The organism is Cupriavidus sp. GW821-FHT02F09 (assembly GCF_059421605.1).
In genome coordinates, this window is the sequence record NZ_JBWKVH010000001.1 from 149,795 (window position 1) to 167,788 (window position 17,994).

The window sequence follows — 17,994 nt, forward strand, 5'->3', positions numbered from 1 at the left end:
GGTCAGCGTGGGCCTAAGCCGTAGCGGTCGGGGGTCAGGCCATCCAGGTCGATGCCGGGGCGATTGCCTGCGATCAGGTCGGCGGCAATGCGCCCGGAGCCGCATGCCATCGCCCAGCCGGTGGAGCCGTGGCCCAGGTTGAGGTAGAGCCCGGGCACGGCCGTGGCGCCGATCAGCGGCGGGCCATCGGGCAGCATCGGGCGGGCGCCGGCCCACAGCGTGGCCGTGCCATAGTGGCCTGCAACCGGGAACCAGTCGCGCGCCACCTTGAGCAAGGTGTTGATGGCCGCGGGGCGCAAGTCGAGCTTGCGCGAGCCGAGCTCGGCGGTGCCGGCAATGCGCAGGCGGTTGCCCATGCGGGTGATGGCGACCTTGTACGACTCGTCCATCAGCGCGCCCAGCGGCGCCTGCAGCTCGTCGCTGACCTGCACGGTGGCGGAATAGCCTTTGACGGGGTAGAGGGGGATGCGCAGGCCCAGCGGGCGCAACAGCGCGGCGCTGGCTATGCCTGCACTGACCAGCACGCGATCGGCGGTGAGCGTTTCGCGCGCGCCGCGGGCATCGCCGGCACCGGTGCTGCGCAGGTCAAGCGAGAGCTTGCCGCCCGGCAACGGCCGCAGCGCGCTGGCGTCGCAGTCCATGACAAAGCGCACGCCCGCGGCCTCGGCCAGCACGCGCAGCCGGCGCACGAACATCGGGCAATTGCCGGATTCGTCCTCGGGAAGATGCAACCCGCCGGCCAGCGGCGTGTCGGTGGTCAGGCCAGGCTCGATGCGCCGGCAGCCGTCGGCGTCGACCAGCCGGTGCGGCACCTTGTGCTCGCGCAGCAGGGCCAGCGCCGGCTCGGCGAGATCCCGGTCGCGCTGGGTACGGAACAGCTGCAGGTAGCCTTGAGATTGCTCGTAGTCGATCTGGAGCTGGCCGCGCAGCGCATGCAGGCATTCGCGGCTGTAGAAGGCCAGGCGCTGCATGCGCAGCTTGTTGAGACGGTAGCGCTCCAGCGTGCATTCGCCCAGCCAGCGCGCGATCCAGCGCCACATGGCCGGATCGGCGCTGGGCCGGAACAGCACGGGCGAGGTGCTGGCGAAGAGGTTGCGCAGCACCTTGCCCGGCATGCCGGGCGCCGCCCAGGGTGTGACATAGCCCGGTGCGATCACGCCAGCGTTGCCGAAGCTCGACTCTTGCGCCGGCGCGGCGCGCCGCTCGACCACGGTTACGTCGAAGCCAGCCTCGCGCAGGTACCACGCGGAGCACACGCCGATGACACCGGCGCCGATGACGATCACATGCATGGCGCTCCGTAGGTTACTTCAGTTACTTCAGCTCTTTTTGCATCACCACATCGGGCAGCCAGGTGACGATCTCCGGCCACACGGTGACGATGCCGATGGCCACCACCATCATCATGAAGAACGGCAGCGAGACCCGCGCTATGTAGTTACTGTCCTTGCCTGTCATGCTCTGCAGCACGAACAGGTTGAACCCCACGGGTGGCGTCACCTCGGCGATCTCCACCAGCAGCACGATGAATATCCCGAACCATACCAGATCGAAGCCCGCGGCCTGCACCATCGGCAGCACCGTGGCGGTGGTCAGCGCGATCATGGAAATGCCATCGAGCGCGGTGCCCAGCAGGATGTAGATCACGGTCAGCACGGCGATCAGCGCCCAGGGCGACAGGTGCATCGAGGCCACCCATTCCGCCAGCGCGCGCGGGATGCCCGTAAAGCTCATGGTCACCGACAGGAACGAGGTTGCGCCCAGCACGAACATGATCATGGCGGTCAGCCGGGTGGCCGACATCAGGCTTTCCCAGAACGCCTTGCGCGTGAGCGAGCCGCCCACCCACGCCAGCGCCAGCGACGCCACCACGCCGTAGGCGGCCGCTTCCGTGGCGGTGGAGTAGCCGGTGATCATGATCCACGTGATAAAGGCGATCAGCACGATGCACGGCATCAACTGGCGGATCGAGGCGAGCCGCGAGCGCCAGTTGAAGACTTCCGCCTTCGGCGTCTTGTCCGGGTTCGACAGCGCCCACACCACGATGTAGCCGGAGAACAGCAGCATCAGCAGCAGGCCGGGCAGGAAACCGGCCAGGAACACGCGGATGATCGACACATCGGCCGAGACCGCATAGACCACCATGGTGATCGAAGGCGGGATCAGGATGCCGAGCGTGCCAGCGCACGACAGCGAGCCCAGCGTCACGCGCTCATCGTAGCCGCGCCGGGTCAGCTCGGGCAACGCCGACTTGGCGATGGTGGCGCAGGTGGCGGCAGACGAGCCCGACACCGAGCCGAAGATGCCGCAGCCCAGGATGTTGACGTGCATCAGGCGCCCGGGGAGCCAGTTCAACCACGGCGAGAGCCCGTTGAACATCTGCTCGGACAGCTTGGTGCGAAACAGTATCTCGCCCATCCACACAAAGAGCGGCAGCGAGGCCAGCGTATACGACGCGCTGGACGACCACCACGCATTGGCCAGGTTGACCAGCGCATCGCGATCGGCAAACACCACCAGCCCCACCCAGGAGGTGACGGCAATGGCCACGGGAATCCACGCGCCGATGACCAGGAAGCCGATCATCACCACCAGCAGGATCAGGGAAATCAGGACGGTGCTCATCAGACGGTCTCCCCGAAGTCGCCGGCGGCCAGCTTGGCTTCCTGCGCCAGCTGGTAGCGCGGCTTTTGCTTGCGCGCCACGCGCAACAGTTCGTCCAGCACCGCTAGCATGAAGCCGGCGCAGCCCAGCACCGCAAAGCTCTGCGGAATCCACAGCGGCACCACGATCTGGCCCTGCGACACATCGCCGATCTCCCAGCTCGCCCAGGCGAAGCTGAACAAGGCCCAGGTCGCGTAGGCGGCGAACACCGCGCAGATGGTCAGCGAGATCAGCTCCAGCCACCAGCGCACGCGCGGCTTGACGGCCTCCAGCAGCATTTCCACGCGCACGATGCCGCCGTGCTGGAAGGTCTGGCCAAGTACGAGAAAGGCGGAGGCGGCGCACAGCCACGCAACGATGTCGTCGCCGCCCTTGAAGATAAACGTGGTCTCGCGCGAGAACGACATCAGGATCATGATGAGGCAGACCCCGAGGATGCACAGCGCGCCGAGCACGGCGAACAGGTCAAGCAGCCGGTCCAGCCAGCGCTTGTTGACGGAAGTGGCTTCCATGGCGAGTGGGGAGGGTTGATGCGGTGAAAAAGAGGGCGCGGGAGGCTTGCGGCAGCAGGGCCACGCCGGCGTGCAACGCCGCCGTGGCCGGATACGGATCGCTTGATTCTCGCTAGGGCACTGACTACGGCGCCAACTACAGCGCCAACTATGGCAATGACGGCAACGCCTACTTCTTGTATGCGTCCAGGATGGCCTTGCCGTCGTCGCCGGCGCCCTTGGCCCATTCTTCCACCATCACCTGGCCAAGCTTCTGCATGTCTTGCTTCAACTGGGGCGAGGGCGGCTGCACCGTCATGCCGTTCTTGCCAAGCACGGCCAGGTATTCACGCGTCTTTTGCTCCGAGATCTGCCAGCCGCGCTTCTCGGCTTCGGCCACCGTCTTGAGCAGGGCATCCTGGGTTGGCTTGTCCAGCGCCGCGAAGGACTTCTTGCTGACCACCAGCATGTTCTTGGGCAGCCAGGCATCGACGGTGTAGAAGTACTTCACGCTCTCCCAGACCTTGGTGTCCACGCCCGTGGCGCCCGAGGACATGAACGAATTGACGGTGCCGGTGGCGAGCGCCTGCGCCAGGTCGGCTGCCTGGATGGTCACCGGCTGTGCGCCCACCAGTTCGGCGATCTTGGAGGTGGCGGGGTTATACGCGCGCCACTTGAGGCCTTTCATGTCGGCCGCGGTGTTGATCGGCTTGTTGGCGTAGATGCCTTGCGGCGGCCAGGCCACCGCGTACAGCAGCTTCATGCCTTGCTTGTCCAGCACCTTGTCAGTGACCGCGCGCGAGGCCTGCCACAGCTTGTAGGAGTCCTGGTAGCTGGTCGCCAGGAAGGGCACCGCGTCCACGCCGAACACCGGGTTCTCGTTGGCCAGCAGCGACATCAGGATCTCGCCCATCTGCACCTGGCCGGTCTGCACGCCGCGCTTGATCTCGTTGGCCTTGAGCAGTGAGCCGTTGGGATGGATCACGATCTTGAGCTTGCCGCCGGTGGCCTTCTCCACGTCGGTGGCCATCTGCTGCAGGTTTTCGGTGTGGAGGTTGCTCACCGGGTAGCCGGTTGGCAGGTCCCATTTGGTATCCGCCCGCGCGGCCGACGTCATCACGGCAGCGGTGGCAAGCACCCCGCCCAGCAACATGCACTTCAGTGTGGCCTTCCCTTGCATCGATCTCTCCTGGTTTGTCGTTGCGGCTACGTTTGTCTTGGATTTTGTTCTGAAGTCGTCTTGCCCGCGCCACCTGGCTCAGGGGTGGCGCGGGTTACCTCTGTCCTTGCCGCGGCGCCTCAGGCCGCCGGCTTGATGATGGATTCCAATGCAATTGCCGTGCCCAGCAGTTGCGCGTCGCGCAACGCACCGTGCGAGAGCATCAGGCCCACGGGCAGCTCGTCCGGCTGGTGGCAGGGCAGCGAGATGGAGCAGCCATCGAGGAAGTTGAACGCCGACGTATTGCGCAGCAGCAGGGCGTTGGTGCGGAAGAACAAATCGTCGTCCGCCACCAGGGGGGCGATCGGCGGCGCCACCATCGGCACGGTGGGGCAGGCCACGGCGTCGAAGCCTTCGATGCGAACTGCTACCCGCGCGATCCAGTCGAGGCGGGCGCGCATCAGGTCCACGTAGTCGGCCGCGCTCATGGCCGCGCCGCGGTCGATGCGCGAGGCGACGCGCGGATCGTATTGCTCGCGCCGCGTGGCCAGCACGTGGCGGTGGATGGCATGCGCCTCGGCGGCGGTGAAGCCGCCGCCGGCGTTGATGCTGGCCAGCTCGGCCAGCTCCGGCAGGTCGATGTGCTCGATCTGCACGCCGGCCGCGGACAGCCGGCCGAGGGCGCGGTCGAACGCGCGCGCCACCGTGTCATCGAGTCCGTCGAGCAGGACCTGGCGCGGGATGGCCAGTCGGATACCCGCCGCGGCCTTGATGACGGGGAGCACCGCCTGGTCGGCGATCACGCTGTCCACCAGCACGCAATCCTGCACCGTGCGCGCCATGGCGCAGGCGGTGTCCAGCGTATAGGAGAGCGGGAAGGCGCCATCCAGCGGCACGCGCCGGGCGGTCGGCTTGAAGCCGGTCAGCCCGCACAGGGCAGCCGGGATGCGGATGGAGCCGCCGGTGTCGCTGCCCAGCCCCGCCGCGGCCAGGCCCAGCGCCACGGACACCGCGGCGCCCGACGACGAGCCGCCGGGAATGCGCGCGACCTGCTTGTCCGCGGGGTTCACCGGCGTGCCGAAATGCGGGTTGATGCCCACGCCCGAGAAGGCGAACTCGGTCATGTTGGTGCGCCCGACCAGCGCCGCGCCGCTCTCGCGCAGCCGGCGCACCACCGTGGCGTCGGCCGTGGCCGCCAGCGCGTCGCTGCGCACCGGCGAGCCTGCGCGCGAGGTTTCGCCGGCGATGTTGAACAGGTCCTTGACCGAGACCGGCAGGCCGGCCAGCGGATGCAGCGGCTTGCCCGCCCGGCAGGCCGCGTCGGCGGCCTTGGCGACCTGCGCGGCGGTGTCGAAGGTGGTATGCAGGAACACGGCGTGCGCGTCCGGCTGTTGCGCGTGCTGCGCAGCCTGGGCGATCACGTCGGCGCGGGAGATCGCGCCATCGCGAAGTTTTGTCTGTAATGTATGGATATCCGTGGGCATGGGGCTCGCGATCAGTCGCGCTCAGGAGGGGTCCGATCGAGTCTATCGAGTGCGTCCGCGCTGCGCAACCAGCCCATGGCGGGGCACGCCTGCGTCTCCGCGATAGTGCGCAACCCGCGTTCCCCGCCCTTTTTTCGTGCAGAATCCACGGTGACATCCCCGATGTTTTGCTTGGATTTATTTTGTGTTTATCCTCATAATTTGTTAATAAACTGTCAAGCCAAATATGGTGGCCGGGACATCGGGGATACACCTAGTCATCCTTGTCGTTCCGTGCGTACACCGACCCCTGAAAGGAGTGAAGACATGGCGCGTAAGCCAGCAACTCAGCCAGCAACTCAGCCAGCAACTCAGCCAGCAACTCAGCCAGCAACCGAGCCAGTAGCCGATCAAGCCGAGGGTGGCCAAGCGCCCGCCAGATCTGCGGCCAGCGCGCTGGCGCATCCGTCGGGCCCCAATATCGTTTCGTCTTCGCACCTGGTGTCGGAGCGCAGCCCGGAGCTGTCGGAGTTCGAGTTCGGCCTGAACACGGCCTACAACGCCTACAGCCGCTGGGTGGTACGCTGCATGGGCGCCTCCGGCGTGCGCGACCTGACCTTCCTGGACGTGCTGGTGCTGCATCACGTCAACCACCGGGCGCGCCCCAAGCGGCTCGCCGATATCTGCTTCGTGCTCAACGTCGAGGACACCCACCTGGTCACCTACGCGCTCAAGAAGCTGCAGGGCCTGGCACTGGTGGAGGGCGAGCGCATCGGCAAGGAAGCCACCTACATCACCACCTCCGCCGGCACCCAGGCCTGCGCACGCTACCGCGAGATCCGCGAGCAATGCCTGACCAGCAATTTCTCCGCCGGCAGTGCCGAGAACGTGGAGATCGGCGAGCTGGCACGGCTGCTGCGTGTGCTGACCGGCCTGTACGAGCAGGCCGCACGCTCGGCAACGTCCCTGTAGCAGCAAGCACATCGCGCGCGACCGGCCTGCGCCCCGGCCGCGCCGCCGCATGGCCGCCCGTTTTTTCCCGACATCTCCATCACGCCCTAGAAGGAAGCCCCCGTATGCCGAAGTCGCTGCCATCCTCCGCCGCCGTTGTTTCGGACCGTCGCCGCTGGCAATTCTGGATAGATCGCGGCGGCACCTTCACCGATGTGGTGGGGCTCCAGCCGGACGGCACGGTGGTCACGCACAAGCTGTTATCCGAGAACCCGGAGCAGTACAGCGATGCCGCCGTGGCCGGCATCCGCCACTTGCTGGGGCTGGCGCCGGGCGAGCCGGTCACGCCGGCGCAGGTGGAAGTGGTGAAGATGGGCACCACCGTTGCGACCAATGCCTTGCTGGAGCGCAAGGGCGAGCCGGTGGCGCTGTTCATCACGCGCGGCTTTCGCGATGCGCTGCGCATCGCCTACCAGAACAGGCCGCGCCTGTTTGACCTGAACATCGTGCTGCCGGAGCTGCTCTACCGCGAAGTCGTGGAGGTGGGCGAGCGCCTGGATGCGCAGGGCGAAACGGTGACGCCGCTCGACGAAGCCGCGCTGCGCGCCGATATGCTGCGTGTATTCGACAGCGGCATCCGCGCCATCGCCATCGTGTTCCTGCACGGCTACCGCCAGGCGGCGCACGAGCAGGCCGCCGCGCGGATCGCCCGCGAGACCGGATTTACGCAGATTTCCGTCTCGCACCAGGTGTCGCCACTGATGAAGCTGGTCTCGCGTGGCGATACCACGGTGGTGGACGCCTACCTGTCGCCGATCCTGCGCCGCTATGTCGGGCAAGTGGAGCAGCAGATGCCGGGCGTGCGCCTGCAGTTCATGCAGAGCAGCGGCGGGCTGACCGATGCGCACCGCTTCCAGGGCAAGGACGCCATCCTGTCCGGCCCGGCCGGTGGCATCGTCGGCATGGTGCGCTCGTCGCAGAGCGCGGGCTTTGGGCGCATCATCGGCTTCGACATGGGTGGCACGTCGACCGATGTCTCGCACTTCAACGGCGATCATCCCAACGATTTCGAGCGCGTGTTCGAGACCAGCGTGGCGGGCGTGCGCATGCGCGCGCCCATGATGAGCATCCACACGGTGGCCGCCGGCGGCGGCTCCATCCTGCATTTTGACGGCAGCCGTTTCCGCGTCGGCCCCGATTCGGCCGGCGCCAACCCGGGGCCGGCGAGCTACCGGCGCGGCGGCCCGCTGGCCGTGACCGACTGCAATGTCATGCTCGGCAAGATCCAGCCGCGGCATTTTCCCGCGGTGTTCGGCCCGCGCGCCGATGCCGCGCTGGACCGCGACACGGTGGTGGCCAGGTTCGCGGCGCTGGCGCAAGCGGTAACGGAAGCGACCGGCGATCAACGCAGCGCCGAGCAGGTGGCCGAAGGCTTCATCGAGATCGCGGTCGGTAATATGGCCAATGCCATCAAGCAGATCTCCGTGCAGCGCGGCCACGACGTGACCGGCTACACACTGACCACCTTCGGCGGCGCCGGCGGGCAGCATGCCTGCCTGGTGGCGGACGCCCTCGGCATGCAGACCGTGTTCGTGCATCCGCTGGCGGGCGTATTGTCGGCCTACGGCATGGGCCTGGCCGACCGAACCGCCATGCGCGAGCGCGCCGTGGAGACGCGCCTGGACGACAGCGCATTGCCCGCGTTGCAAGCCACGCTCGATGCGCTGGCAAGCGAAGCGCGGCAGGAACTGCTGGAGCAGGAAGTCGCCGAGGCGCAGATCGATGTGGTGCGCCGTGCGCACCTGCGCTATGAGGGCACGGATTCGGCGCTGGTGGTGCCGTTCGGCACCTTGCCTGCCATGCAGGCGGCGTTCGATGCCGCGTACCGCCAGCGCTATGCCTTCCTGATGCAAGGCAAGCCCCTGGTCGTGGAAGCCCTGTCGGTGGAAGCCATCGGCAGCAGCGAGCCGCCCGAGGAGAAACTGCCCGACGCGCAGCCGCGCACCGGCGGGCCCGTGCCGGCGGAACTGGTGCGCGTGTTCAGCGGCGGCGCCTGGCACGACACCGGCCTGTTCCCGCGCGATACGCTGCGCCCCGGCGACGTGCTGCCGGGCCCCGCCATCATTGCCGAGCGCAACGCCACCACGGTGGTCGAGCCCGGCTGGCAGGCTGAGCTGACCGCGCGCGACCACCTGGTGCTGACCCGCACGGTGCCGCGTCCCCAGCGGCGCGCCATGGGCACCGACGCCGATCCGGTCATGCTGGAAGTGTTCAACAACCTGTTCATGTCGATCGCCGAGCAGATGGGCCAGCGGCTGCAAAACACGGCGTACTCGGTCAACATCAAGGAACGGCTCGACTTCTCCTGCGCCATCTTCGATGCCGGCGGCAACCTGATCGCCAATGCCCCGCACATGCCGGTGCACCTGGGCTCGATGGGCGAGAGCATCAAGACCGTGATCACGCGCAATGCCGGGCACATGGCCGATGGCGATGTCTACGTGCTCAACGACCCGTACAACGGCGGCACGCATCTGCCGGACGTGACGGTGATCACGCCGGTCTTCGACGAGGCTGGCGCGGAGATCCTCTTCTACGTTGGCTCGCGCGGCCACCATGCGGATATCGGCGGCATCACGCCGGGCTCGATGCCGCCGGACTCCACGGTGGTGGAGGAAGAGGGCGTGATGATCGACAACTTTCCGCTGGTGAAGGCCGGTGTGCTCGACGATGCCGGCATGCGCGCACTGCTGGCGGGCGCGCGCTACCCGGCCCGCAATATCGACCAGAACATGGCCGACCTGCGCGCCCAGGTGGCGGCCAACGCCAAGGGCGTGGAAGAGCTGCGCAAGATGGTGGTGCAGTTCGGCCTGCCGGTGGTGCGCGCCTATATGGGCCATGTGCAGGACAACGCCGAGGAAGCCGTGCGCCGGGTCATCACCGCGCTGAAGGACGGCGCCTACCGCTACCCGCTGGATAATGGCGCGCAAATCCAGGTACGCGTGACCGTGGATCAGGCCAGACGCGAAGCCGTGGTGGACTTCACCGGTACTTCGGCGCAACTGCCCAACAACTTCAACGCGCCGCGCGCGGTCTGCATGGCGGCCGTGCTCTACGTGTTCCGCACGCTGGTCAACGAGGACATTCCGCTCAATGCCGGCTGCCTCAAGCCGATCAACGTGATCATCCCCGAAGGCTCCATGCTCAATCCGCGCTATCCGGCCTCGGTGGTGTCGGGCAATGTGGAAACGTCATCGTGCATCACCAACGCGCTTTATGGCGCGCTGGGCGTGGTGGCGGCCAGCCAGGGCACCATGAACAATTTCACTTTCGGCAACGCGCGCTACCAGTACTACGAGACCATCTCCGGCGGCAGCGGCGCGGGGCAGGGTTTCAACGGCTGCGACGTGGTGCAGACCAATATGACCAACTCGCGCCTGACCGACCCCGAGGTGCTGGAATGGCGCTTCCCGGTGCGGCTGGAGAGCTATGAGATCCGGCCCGGCTCGGGTGGCGCGGGGCAGTGGCACGGCGGCAACGGCGGCATCCGCAAGGTGCGCTTCCTGGAGCCGATGACGGCGTCGATCCTGTCCAACAACCGCTTGCATGCGCCGTTCGGCATGGCCGGCGGCGAGCCCGGCGCGATGGGCCGCAACTACGTGGTGCGGGGTGACGGGAGCGAGCAAGCGCTGGGCCATGTCGGGCGTTGCGAGATGCAAGCGGGCGATGTCTTCGTGGTGGAAACGCCGGGAGGCGGGGGCTACGGCAAGGTGTAAGGGCGTGGCGGGGCGAGCCGGGGTGCAATGCGCCGGCTCGTCGCACGGGCTTCGCTGGCGCGGCGAATTTACACTCGCATTCATTTCCATTCATTTCCCACAGATCAGTCTTTCGTCACTTCCTGAATTTTCGATCCATCGTTTTTGCCAGGTTTGGCGCGCCGGGCGTCGCTGCCGGACACATCGCGTTGCAGCAAACTCCTTGACTTATCCTCAGGTGATTCCTAGGTTTATGAAGACCCTGGGGGGCGAGGCCATCGTGCAGCAAGTGGTCCTTCCCGGGGGGCAAGGGAGGGACCGCAGTGACGCCACGCAGCAGATCAATCGTTCTTGGTATCGCATTGATTGGCGCATTGATTGGCGCGCTCGCCGCGGGCGGGTGTACCAAGCCGGAGCCGGGCCGCGTCCTTGACGAGGCGAAGCAGGCCGGCCGGGGCCCGGAAACGTTCCGGCACGCATCGGAAGACTATTTCCACGACATGGATCGTGGCGTTGCGCTGACCCAGGAAGAAATCGCCGGCCGCAATATGTGGCTGGTGTGGAGCGGCGGCAACGACCGGTTCTGGGACGACATGACGAACTTCACGTTCGGTGCGTTCGACCTGCTCAAGTCCATCAGCTCGCATCCGAGCCAGGGCTATTCCCGCGACACCCGCTGGCGCTATCTGGGCCTGCTCAACGAGCCCTGCTTCGAAAAACCCGCAGGGCCCGATCCGCAGCGCTTCGGGCTGTGGCTGGACCAACGGGTCAAGGATTGCCCGGCCGATCCCTTCGAGAACGAGCAAGCCTATCCGGGCGTCAAGATTGGCGCGCGCGGCACCACGTTCGCCAATGGCGCGAAGCTGCCGGTGGGCTCTTACTACGGCTACCCCACGGGCATCGTCGGCTTGCGGCTGTTCCCCAACCCGGCCTTTGACGAGAAGGCTGCGAAGGCATGGGATCCGCGGCGCTATTACACCGATCCCAAGTACTACAATCGCGCGGATCTCGTGCGGCCCTACCGCGTTGGCATGGCCTGCGGTTTTTGCCACGTGGGCCCGAGCCCGATCCATCCCCCCGGGGACCCCGCGCACCCGCAATGGCCCGAGCTGAGTTCCACGGTGGGCGCGCAGTACATGTGGGTGGACCGGCTGTTCATCCATAACGCATCGACGCCCGAAGGCCGGCAGAACTTCATGTTCCAGCTCGTGCATACCTTCCGCCCGGGCACCATGGATACTTCGCTGGTGTCCACGGACAACATCAACAACCCCCGCACCATGAACGCACTCTACGACCTGATGTCGCGCATGGGCGTGGCCAGGCGCATCGGCGAAGAAAAACTGGCCGGGGGCGAGCTGAACAACCGGCAGCTCAACGACTTCGTCAAGACCGGCGCGTTGACGCAGTTCTACACGCCGCCCGACACGGTATGGACGCCGCATGTCCTCAAGGACGGCGCCGATTCGGTCGGCGTGCTGGGCGCATTGAACCGGGTGTACCTGAATATCGGCCTGTTCAGCGAGGAATGGCTGCTGCACTTCAATCCCATCCTCGGCGGCAAGGCGATCTCGCCCATCGAGCTCGCCGTGGCGCAGAAGAACTCGAGCTACTGGAAGGCGACGGAAGCCGGCACGATCAATATGGCGCTGTTCCTGCTGAAGGCGACCCCGCCGGACCACTTGAGCGATGCCCCGGGCGGCGCTGGCTTCCTGGCGGATACTTCCACGCCGGCCGGCGCGCAGATGCTCGACCGGGGCAAGCTCGTGTTCGCCGACACTTGCGCGCGTTGTCATTCCAGCAAGGCGCCGCCGCCGCCGGCCAGCCTGAACCTGCAGAACTGCGCGGGCCCGAACTATCTCGCCTGCTTCATGCGGTACTGGAAATGGACGCAGACGGACGAATTCAAAACGCAGATGCGCGAGGTGGTCAAAGCGCCGGACTTCCTGGCGGGCAACTATCTGTCGTCCGATGCGCGCATTCCCGCCACGCTGCTGCGGACCAACGTGTGCAGCCCGCTCGCGACCAATGCACTGCGCGGAAATATCTGGGACAACTTTTCGTCGGAGTCGTACAAGATGCTGCCCTCGGTGGGTAGCGTTACCCTCAACGACCCCTTCACCGGCGAGCGCTGGCAATACCGGATGCCGGCGGGCGGCCGTGGCTATACCCGCGTGCCCTCGCTGATCAGCATTTGGTCGACGGCGCCGTTCCTGCTTAACAACGCGCTTGGACCCTTCAGCGAGGATCCGTCGGTCGCCAGCCGTATCCAGGTCTTCGATGCGTCCATCGAGCAGCTGCTCTGGCCCGAGAAGCGCGTGCATGACGACATCCTGGGCGCCAAGGTGCCGGGCACCATCGATCGCACTACCGAGCGCAGCCAGATTACGGTGCCGGAGGGCTTCGTGCCGGACGCGCTCCAGCCATTGCAGGGCTTCATGCACCGCTATGCGCCGTGGCTGGTGGGGGCGAGCGGCGATGTGACGATCGGGCCGGCGCCCAGGCAGATGCCGGTCAACCTGCTGGCCAATATCCAGCCGCTATCGGAGACCACCGACGTCGGGGCCAAGGCCGAGCATGCGGCCAAGGTGGTGGGGCTTGCGCTCAAGCTGAGATCGGACCTGGCCTCCGTGCCGGAGGGTGCGACCGACGCGGATCTGGGCAAGACCTACGCCGATCTGGTCAAGCCGATGCTGGCACTCAGCAAGTGCCCGGATTTTGTCGTGAACCGCGGCCATTACTTCGGCACGGCGGAGTTCAACAACCAGGCCGGCCTGAGCGCCGATGAGCAATCGTTCGGGCAGGAGCCGGTATTGAGCGATGACGAAAAACGGGCCTTGATTGCCTTTCTCAAGACGTTTTGACGTAGGCGGCGCGGCGGGGATATGTCTGCTCCAGGCGAACAAGCATGGGATTACGTGATCGTCGGTTCCGGCGCGGGGGGCGGCACGCTCGCCGCGCGGCTGGCGGAGGCCGGCATGCGCGTATTCCTGCTCGAGGCCGGCAACGATGCGCGCGAGCCTGGCACGGCTTGCATGCCGGAGGATTACGAGGTGCCGGCGTTTCATGCCTGCGCCTCCGAGAATCCGGCCATGAGCTGGAATTTTTTCGTGCGCCACTACGCGGACGATGCGCAGCAGCGCAGGGACCCGAAGTACGGCAGCGAAGGCGTGCTCTATCCCCGGGCGGCGACGCTCGGCGGCTGCACCGCGCACAACGCGATGATCTTCCTCTACCCGCACGACTCGGACTGGGACGGCATTGCCGAGCTGACCGGCGACCACTCGTGGAAAGCCGCTCGCATGCGCCGGTATGCCAAGACGCTGGAGCAATGCCGGCACCGTCCGCTGTGGGCGCTCGCGCGCCGCCTTGGCTTCGATCCCACGGCGCACGGCTGGGACGGATGGCTCAGCACCGAGCGCGCGTTCCCGCTCGAAGCGCTGGCCGACAATGCGCTCACGCGCCTGATCCTGGGCTCCATGGAACTGGCGGCGCGCAGCGTGCCGCGGCGCCTGCATGCGGTCCTGAGCTTCTTGCGCTGGCAGGGCGATCCGAACGCCAGGATCTGGGCAAGGCGATGTTTCAAAGGCGTTTGCTATACGCCGCTTTCCACGCGCGGGCATGCGCGCCACGGCGCGCGCGAACGGGTGCTGGATGTGGCGACCCGCCTGCCGTCGTGCTTGCATATCGAGATGGACGCGCTGGCCACGCGCGTGCTGCTAGACGCGCACGGCACGGCGACCGGTGTCGAATACCTGAAGGGCAAGCGCCTCTACCAGGCCCACGTCTCGCCAAGCACGGCGCCCGGCGTACGCCATGAAGTGCACGCGCGCCGTGAGGTGATCCTGGCGGGCGGGGCGTTCAATACGCCGCAACTGCTGATGCTGTCGGGCATCGGCCCTGCCGAGCACCTTCGGGCGCACGGCATTGCCGTGAAGGTGGATTTGCCGGGCGTCGGGCGCAATCTCCAGGATCGCTATGAGGTGGGCGTGGTAAGCCGGATGGCCCAGCCGTGGCGCATCCTCGATGGCGCCCGCTTCCAGAAGGATGATCCGGCCTATTGCAGCTGGCGCGACCGCCGGCATGGGGTCTACACCTCCAACGGCGTGGCGATCGCGGTCGCACGGCGCTCGCGCAAATCCGCGCCCGCACCGGATGTGTTCTGCATGGCGCTGGTTGAGCATTTCACCGGCTACTTCCCGGGTTACTCCAAGCTATTCGCCCAGAGCGACGATGCGCTTACCTGGGCCATTCTCAAGGCACACACGCGCAACCGCGCGGGCACGGTGCGGTTGCGCTCCGCGAATCCGCTCGAGCCGCCCTTGATCAATTTCCATTATTTCGAAGAAGGCGGGGCGGGGGCGGACGAGGATCTGCGCGCGGTGATCGACGCCATCCGCTTTGTGCGCAAGCTGGCAGCGCCGCTGGCAGAGCGCGGCGTGATCGCGCAGGAGCAGCTTCCTGGCGCGCACCTGCGCAGCGACGATGAACTGGGCGGCTATGTGCGCGACAACGCCTGGGGGCATCACGCCTCGTGCAGTTGCGCCATCGGCGCGCGTGCGGCGGGCGGCGTGCTGGGCAGCGATTTTTCCGTGCATGGCACGCGCGGGCTGCGGGTTGTCGACGCGTCCGTCTTCCCGAGGATTCCCGGCTTCTTCCTGGCCAGCGCGGTCTACATGATCGCCGAGAAGGCTGCCGACGTGCTCTTGCACGAAGCGAACGCCGCGGCGAAGGCGAAGGCGACGGCGACGGCGGCGGCGACGGTGTAGGCAGGCGCGACATTGGAGGTGCAAACATGGCATACGACGTACGCATGCTGCTGGAAATGAGCCAGGACCAGCTTGACGATCTGTTTCGCAACAGCCCGGCCGGCGATATTCCGGATGGCGAGGCCGCCGGCACCGCGATCATCTCGCCCGGCACGGTATTCACCGAGAGCATCGCCAAGATGATCAACCTCTTTGCCTGGCAGGGAAAGGTCTTCGACGCCAAGCGCGGCGTTCTCAAGAACCGCGTCTCCATCTTCGGGCTCGAGGCGATCCTGGCGAAGGTGTACAAGGGCGAGAGCTGGCTTGACCAGAAGGAGTGCATTGTCCTGGACTATTCCGCCACATCGCTGGTCGCGCATTGGATCCGCGACGAGATTCGCTGCATCGCGCCTGGCGTGTATCTTGGCAAGGTGTACTGGGACAAGCATCGCCTGATCGATTTCTGCCTCGAGTTCTGATGAAGCGCAGAGCGTTCCTGGTCGGTGGCATCGGCGGCATCGGGGCAGTCGGTGCGTTGCTGATCGGCTGGTCGGTGCTGCCGCCTCGGCAGCGGCTGGCCACGTCGCAGCCGTTGCCGGCGGTTGGCACGCAGGTGGGGCTCAATGGCTGGGTCAAGATCGCAGCGGACAACACCGTCACCATCATGATGTGCCGCTCCGAGATGGGGCAGGGCGTGCACACCGGCCTGGCCATGGTGCTGGCCGACGAGCTGGATGCCAGCTGGGCGCACGTGAAGGTTGAGCACGCGCCCGTGGACAAGATCTACAACAACCTGGAAGTCGTCGTCGAGGATCTCCCGTTCCGCGCGGACGACGACAGCGTGGCCAGGCATCTGGCCGCCTGGCTGATCGCCAAGCTCATGCGCGAGATCGGCGAGATGGTGACAGGCGGCTCGTCGAGCCTCAATGACTTGTGGGACCCGATGCGCGAGGCCGGCGCATCCGCCCGCGCGATGTTGATCGGCGCGGCAGCCGCGCGGTGGAACGTGCCAGCGGGCGAGTGCCGCGCGCAGGACGGCAAGGTACTGCATCCGTCCGGGAAAACAGCCACCTTCGGTGAACTGGCGGCCCAGGCCGGGAAGCTCCCGCTGCCGGCAAAGGTGGCGCTGAAGACGCCATCCGAATTCAAGCTGATCGGCAAGGACATACGCCGCCTGGAGGCCGCATCCAAGATCGATGGCACGGCGCGCTTTGGCATCGACGTGCTGCCCGAGGGCCTGCTGTACGCCAGCGTGACGATGTGCCCGACGCTGGGCGGCACGGTGGCGAGCTTCGACGGCGCGGTTGCCGCCGCGATGCCGGGCATCGTCAAGGTGCTCGCGGTGGATGCCTACAACGGCGGCACCGGCGGGGTGGCGGTGATCGCCGACAACGCGTACCGGGCCATGAAGGCGCTGGATGCGGTCAAGATCGTGTGGAACCCTGGCCCCGCCGCCTCGCTGTCCAGCCCGGAGGTGAGCCGGCGTCTCGCGCAGGCGCTGGATGCCTCCGACGGCCACGCCTATTACCGGCACGGCGATGTCGAAGCGGCATTGAAGTCAGCCGCCAAGCCCGTCAGCGCCGAGTACAGCGCGCCCTACCTCGCGCATGGCGCGGTGGAGCCCATCAACTGCACGGCGCAGGTGCGCGACGGCGCGGCCAGGGTCTGGGTCTCGACGCAGTTGCCTGGCCTGGCGCGCCGGGCGGTGTCGAAGGTCCTCGGCATCGATGCCGACAAGGTCGATGTGCAGCCGCAACTGATCGGTGGCGCGTTCGGGCGGCGGCTGGAGGTGGATTTTATCTCCCAGGCCGCGGCAATCGCGCGCGCGGGCGGTGGGCGGCCGGTGCAGACGATCTGGTCGCGCGTCCAGGACACCACGCACGACTTCTACCGGCCTGCCTGCCTCTCGCGCTTCAAGGCCGGGCTCGACGGCGCGGGCAACCTGGTGGCCTGGCACAACACGTCGGCCAGCCAGGCGATCGTGCCGGCCATGCTGGCGCGCTTGCTTGGCCTGCCGGGCCTGGGCATCGACAAGACCACGACGGAAGGCGCGTTCGACCGGCCCTACGAATGGCCGAACGCGCGCGTCGGGCACGTGATTGTCGACCTGCCGGTGCCGGTGGGTTTCTGGCGCTCGGTGGGCCACTCGCACCAGGCATTTTTTACCGAGAGCTTTATCGACGAACTGGCGGCGGCCGCCGGCAAGGATCCCGTTGCCTTTCGTGCCAGCCTGCTGGTCAGGCATCCGCGTCATCTGGCCGTGTTGCACATGGCCGCGGACAAGGCCGGCTGGGGAACGCCGTTAGGGAAGACAGCCGACGGCGCCGCACGCGCACGCGGGGTGGCGCTGCACGAGGCATACGGCAGCATCGTCGCGCAGGTGGCGGAAGTATCCGTGGCGCCGGACAAGACCGTGCGCGTGCACCGGGTGGTCTGCGCGATCGATTGCGGGCTGCCGGTGAACCCGAACCTGATTCGCCAGCAGATGGAGAGCGCGATCATCTTTGGCTTGTCGGCCGCGCTGTTCGAGGAGATCACGATCGTCGACGGCCAGGTGCACCAGAAAACGTTTGGTGACTTCCCCGTCATCTTCATGAACAACTGCCCGGCCATCGAAACCCACATCATGCCAAGCCAGGACCATCCCCAGGGTGTAGGTGAACCGGGCACGCCCCCCATTGCGCCGGCGGTGGCCAATGCCCTGTTTGCGCTGACGGGACAGCGCCTGCGCGCGTTGCCTTTGAAACTGGCCTGAGTCCCGGG

Annotated in this window: 11 protein-coding genes; 6 read left to right on the forward strand and 5 right to left on the reverse strand. The window is 66.7% G+C overall.

The window, feature by feature from the left end:
* Positions 1 to 2: 2 nt before the first annotated feature.
* The 5 genes from AC07XB_RS00910 to AC07XB_RS00930 form a co-directional block, all read right to left on the reverse strand.
* Entirely contained in the window at positions 3 to 1,292 is a 1,290-nt protein-coding gene (locus AC07XB_RS00910) for a D-amino acid dehydrogenase (RefSeq protein WP_492807540.1), read from the reverse strand.
* 22 nt (positions 1,293 to 1,314) lie between these two features.
* Positions 1,315 to 2,625 carry a TRAP transporter large permease gene (locus tag AC07XB_RS00915; RefSeq protein ID WP_253927291.1) on the reverse strand — a complete coding sequence of 437 codons (1,311 nt, stop codon included), beginning with the start codon at positions 2,623 to 2,625 and terminating at the stop codon, positions 1,315 to 1,317.
* On the reverse strand, positions 2,625 to 3,176 hold the full coding sequence (locus AC07XB_RS00920; protein ID WP_309405805.1) for a TRAP transporter small permease subunit: 552 nt from the start codon (positions 3,174 to 3,176) through the stop codon (positions 2,625 to 2,627). Before AC07XB_RS00920 ends, AC07XB_RS00915 begins: the two co-directional genes overlap by 1 nt.
* A gap of 169 nt (positions 3,177 to 3,345) precedes the next feature.
* Positions 3,346 to 4,308: a TRAP transporter substrate-binding protein gene (locus tag AC07XB_RS00925; RefSeq protein ID WP_492828623.1), complete on the reverse strand. Its 963-nt coding sequence runs from the start codon at positions 4,306 to 4,308 to the stop codon at positions 3,346 to 3,348.
* Between the two features lie 146 nt (positions 4,309 to 4,454).
* Entirely contained in the window at positions 4,455 to 5,798 is a 1,344-nt protein-coding gene (locus AC07XB_RS00930; protein ID WP_492828555.1) for an amidase, read from the reverse strand.
* A gap of 306 nt (positions 5,799 to 6,104) precedes the next feature.
* On the opposite strand from AC07XB_RS00930, the gene AC07XB_RS00935 reads away from it, so the two are divergent.
* The 6 genes from AC07XB_RS00935 (at position 6,105) to AC07XB_RS00960 (ending at position 17,986) form a co-directional block, all read left to right on the forward strand.
* Complete coding sequence (locus tag AC07XB_RS00935) at positions 6,105 to 6,749, forward strand: winged helix DNA-binding protein (protein ID WP_492828557.1); 645 nt, start codon at positions 6,105 to 6,107, stop codon at positions 6,747 to 6,749.
* A 104-nt stretch (positions 6,750 to 6,853) separates the two neighbouring features.
* Positions 6,854 to 10,504 carry a hydantoinase B/oxoprolinase family protein gene (locus tag AC07XB_RS00940; protein ID WP_492828559.1) on the forward strand — a complete coding sequence of 1,217 codons (3,651 nt, stop codon included), beginning with the start codon at positions 6,854 to 6,856 and terminating at the stop codon, positions 10,502 to 10,504.
* 341 nt (positions 10,505 to 10,845) lie between these two features.
* Entirely contained in the window at positions 10,846 to 13,347 is a 2,502-nt protein-coding gene (locus AC07XB_RS00945) for a hypothetical protein (protein ID WP_492828561.1), read from the forward strand.
* Between the two features lie 21 nt (positions 13,348 to 13,368).
* On the forward strand, positions 13,369 to 15,252 hold the full coding sequence (locus tag AC07XB_RS00950) for a GMC family oxidoreductase (RefSeq protein ID WP_492828563.1): 1,884 nt from the start codon (positions 13,369 to 13,371) through the stop codon (positions 15,250 to 15,252).
* A 26-nt stretch (positions 15,253 to 15,278) separates the two neighbouring features.
* Positions 15,279 to 15,710, forward strand: a complete 432-nt coding sequence (locus AC07XB_RS00955) for a hypothetical protein (RefSeq protein WP_492370645.1) — start codon at positions 15,279 to 15,281, stop codon at positions 15,708 to 15,710.
* Entirely contained in the window at positions 15,710 to 17,986 is a 2,277-nt protein-coding gene (locus tag AC07XB_RS00960) for a xanthine dehydrogenase family protein molybdopterin-binding subunit (RefSeq protein ID WP_492828565.1), read from the forward strand. Before AC07XB_RS00955 ends, AC07XB_RS00960 begins: the two co-directional genes overlap by 1 nt.
* The last annotated feature ends 8 nt before the right edge of the window (positions 17,987 to 17,994 follow it).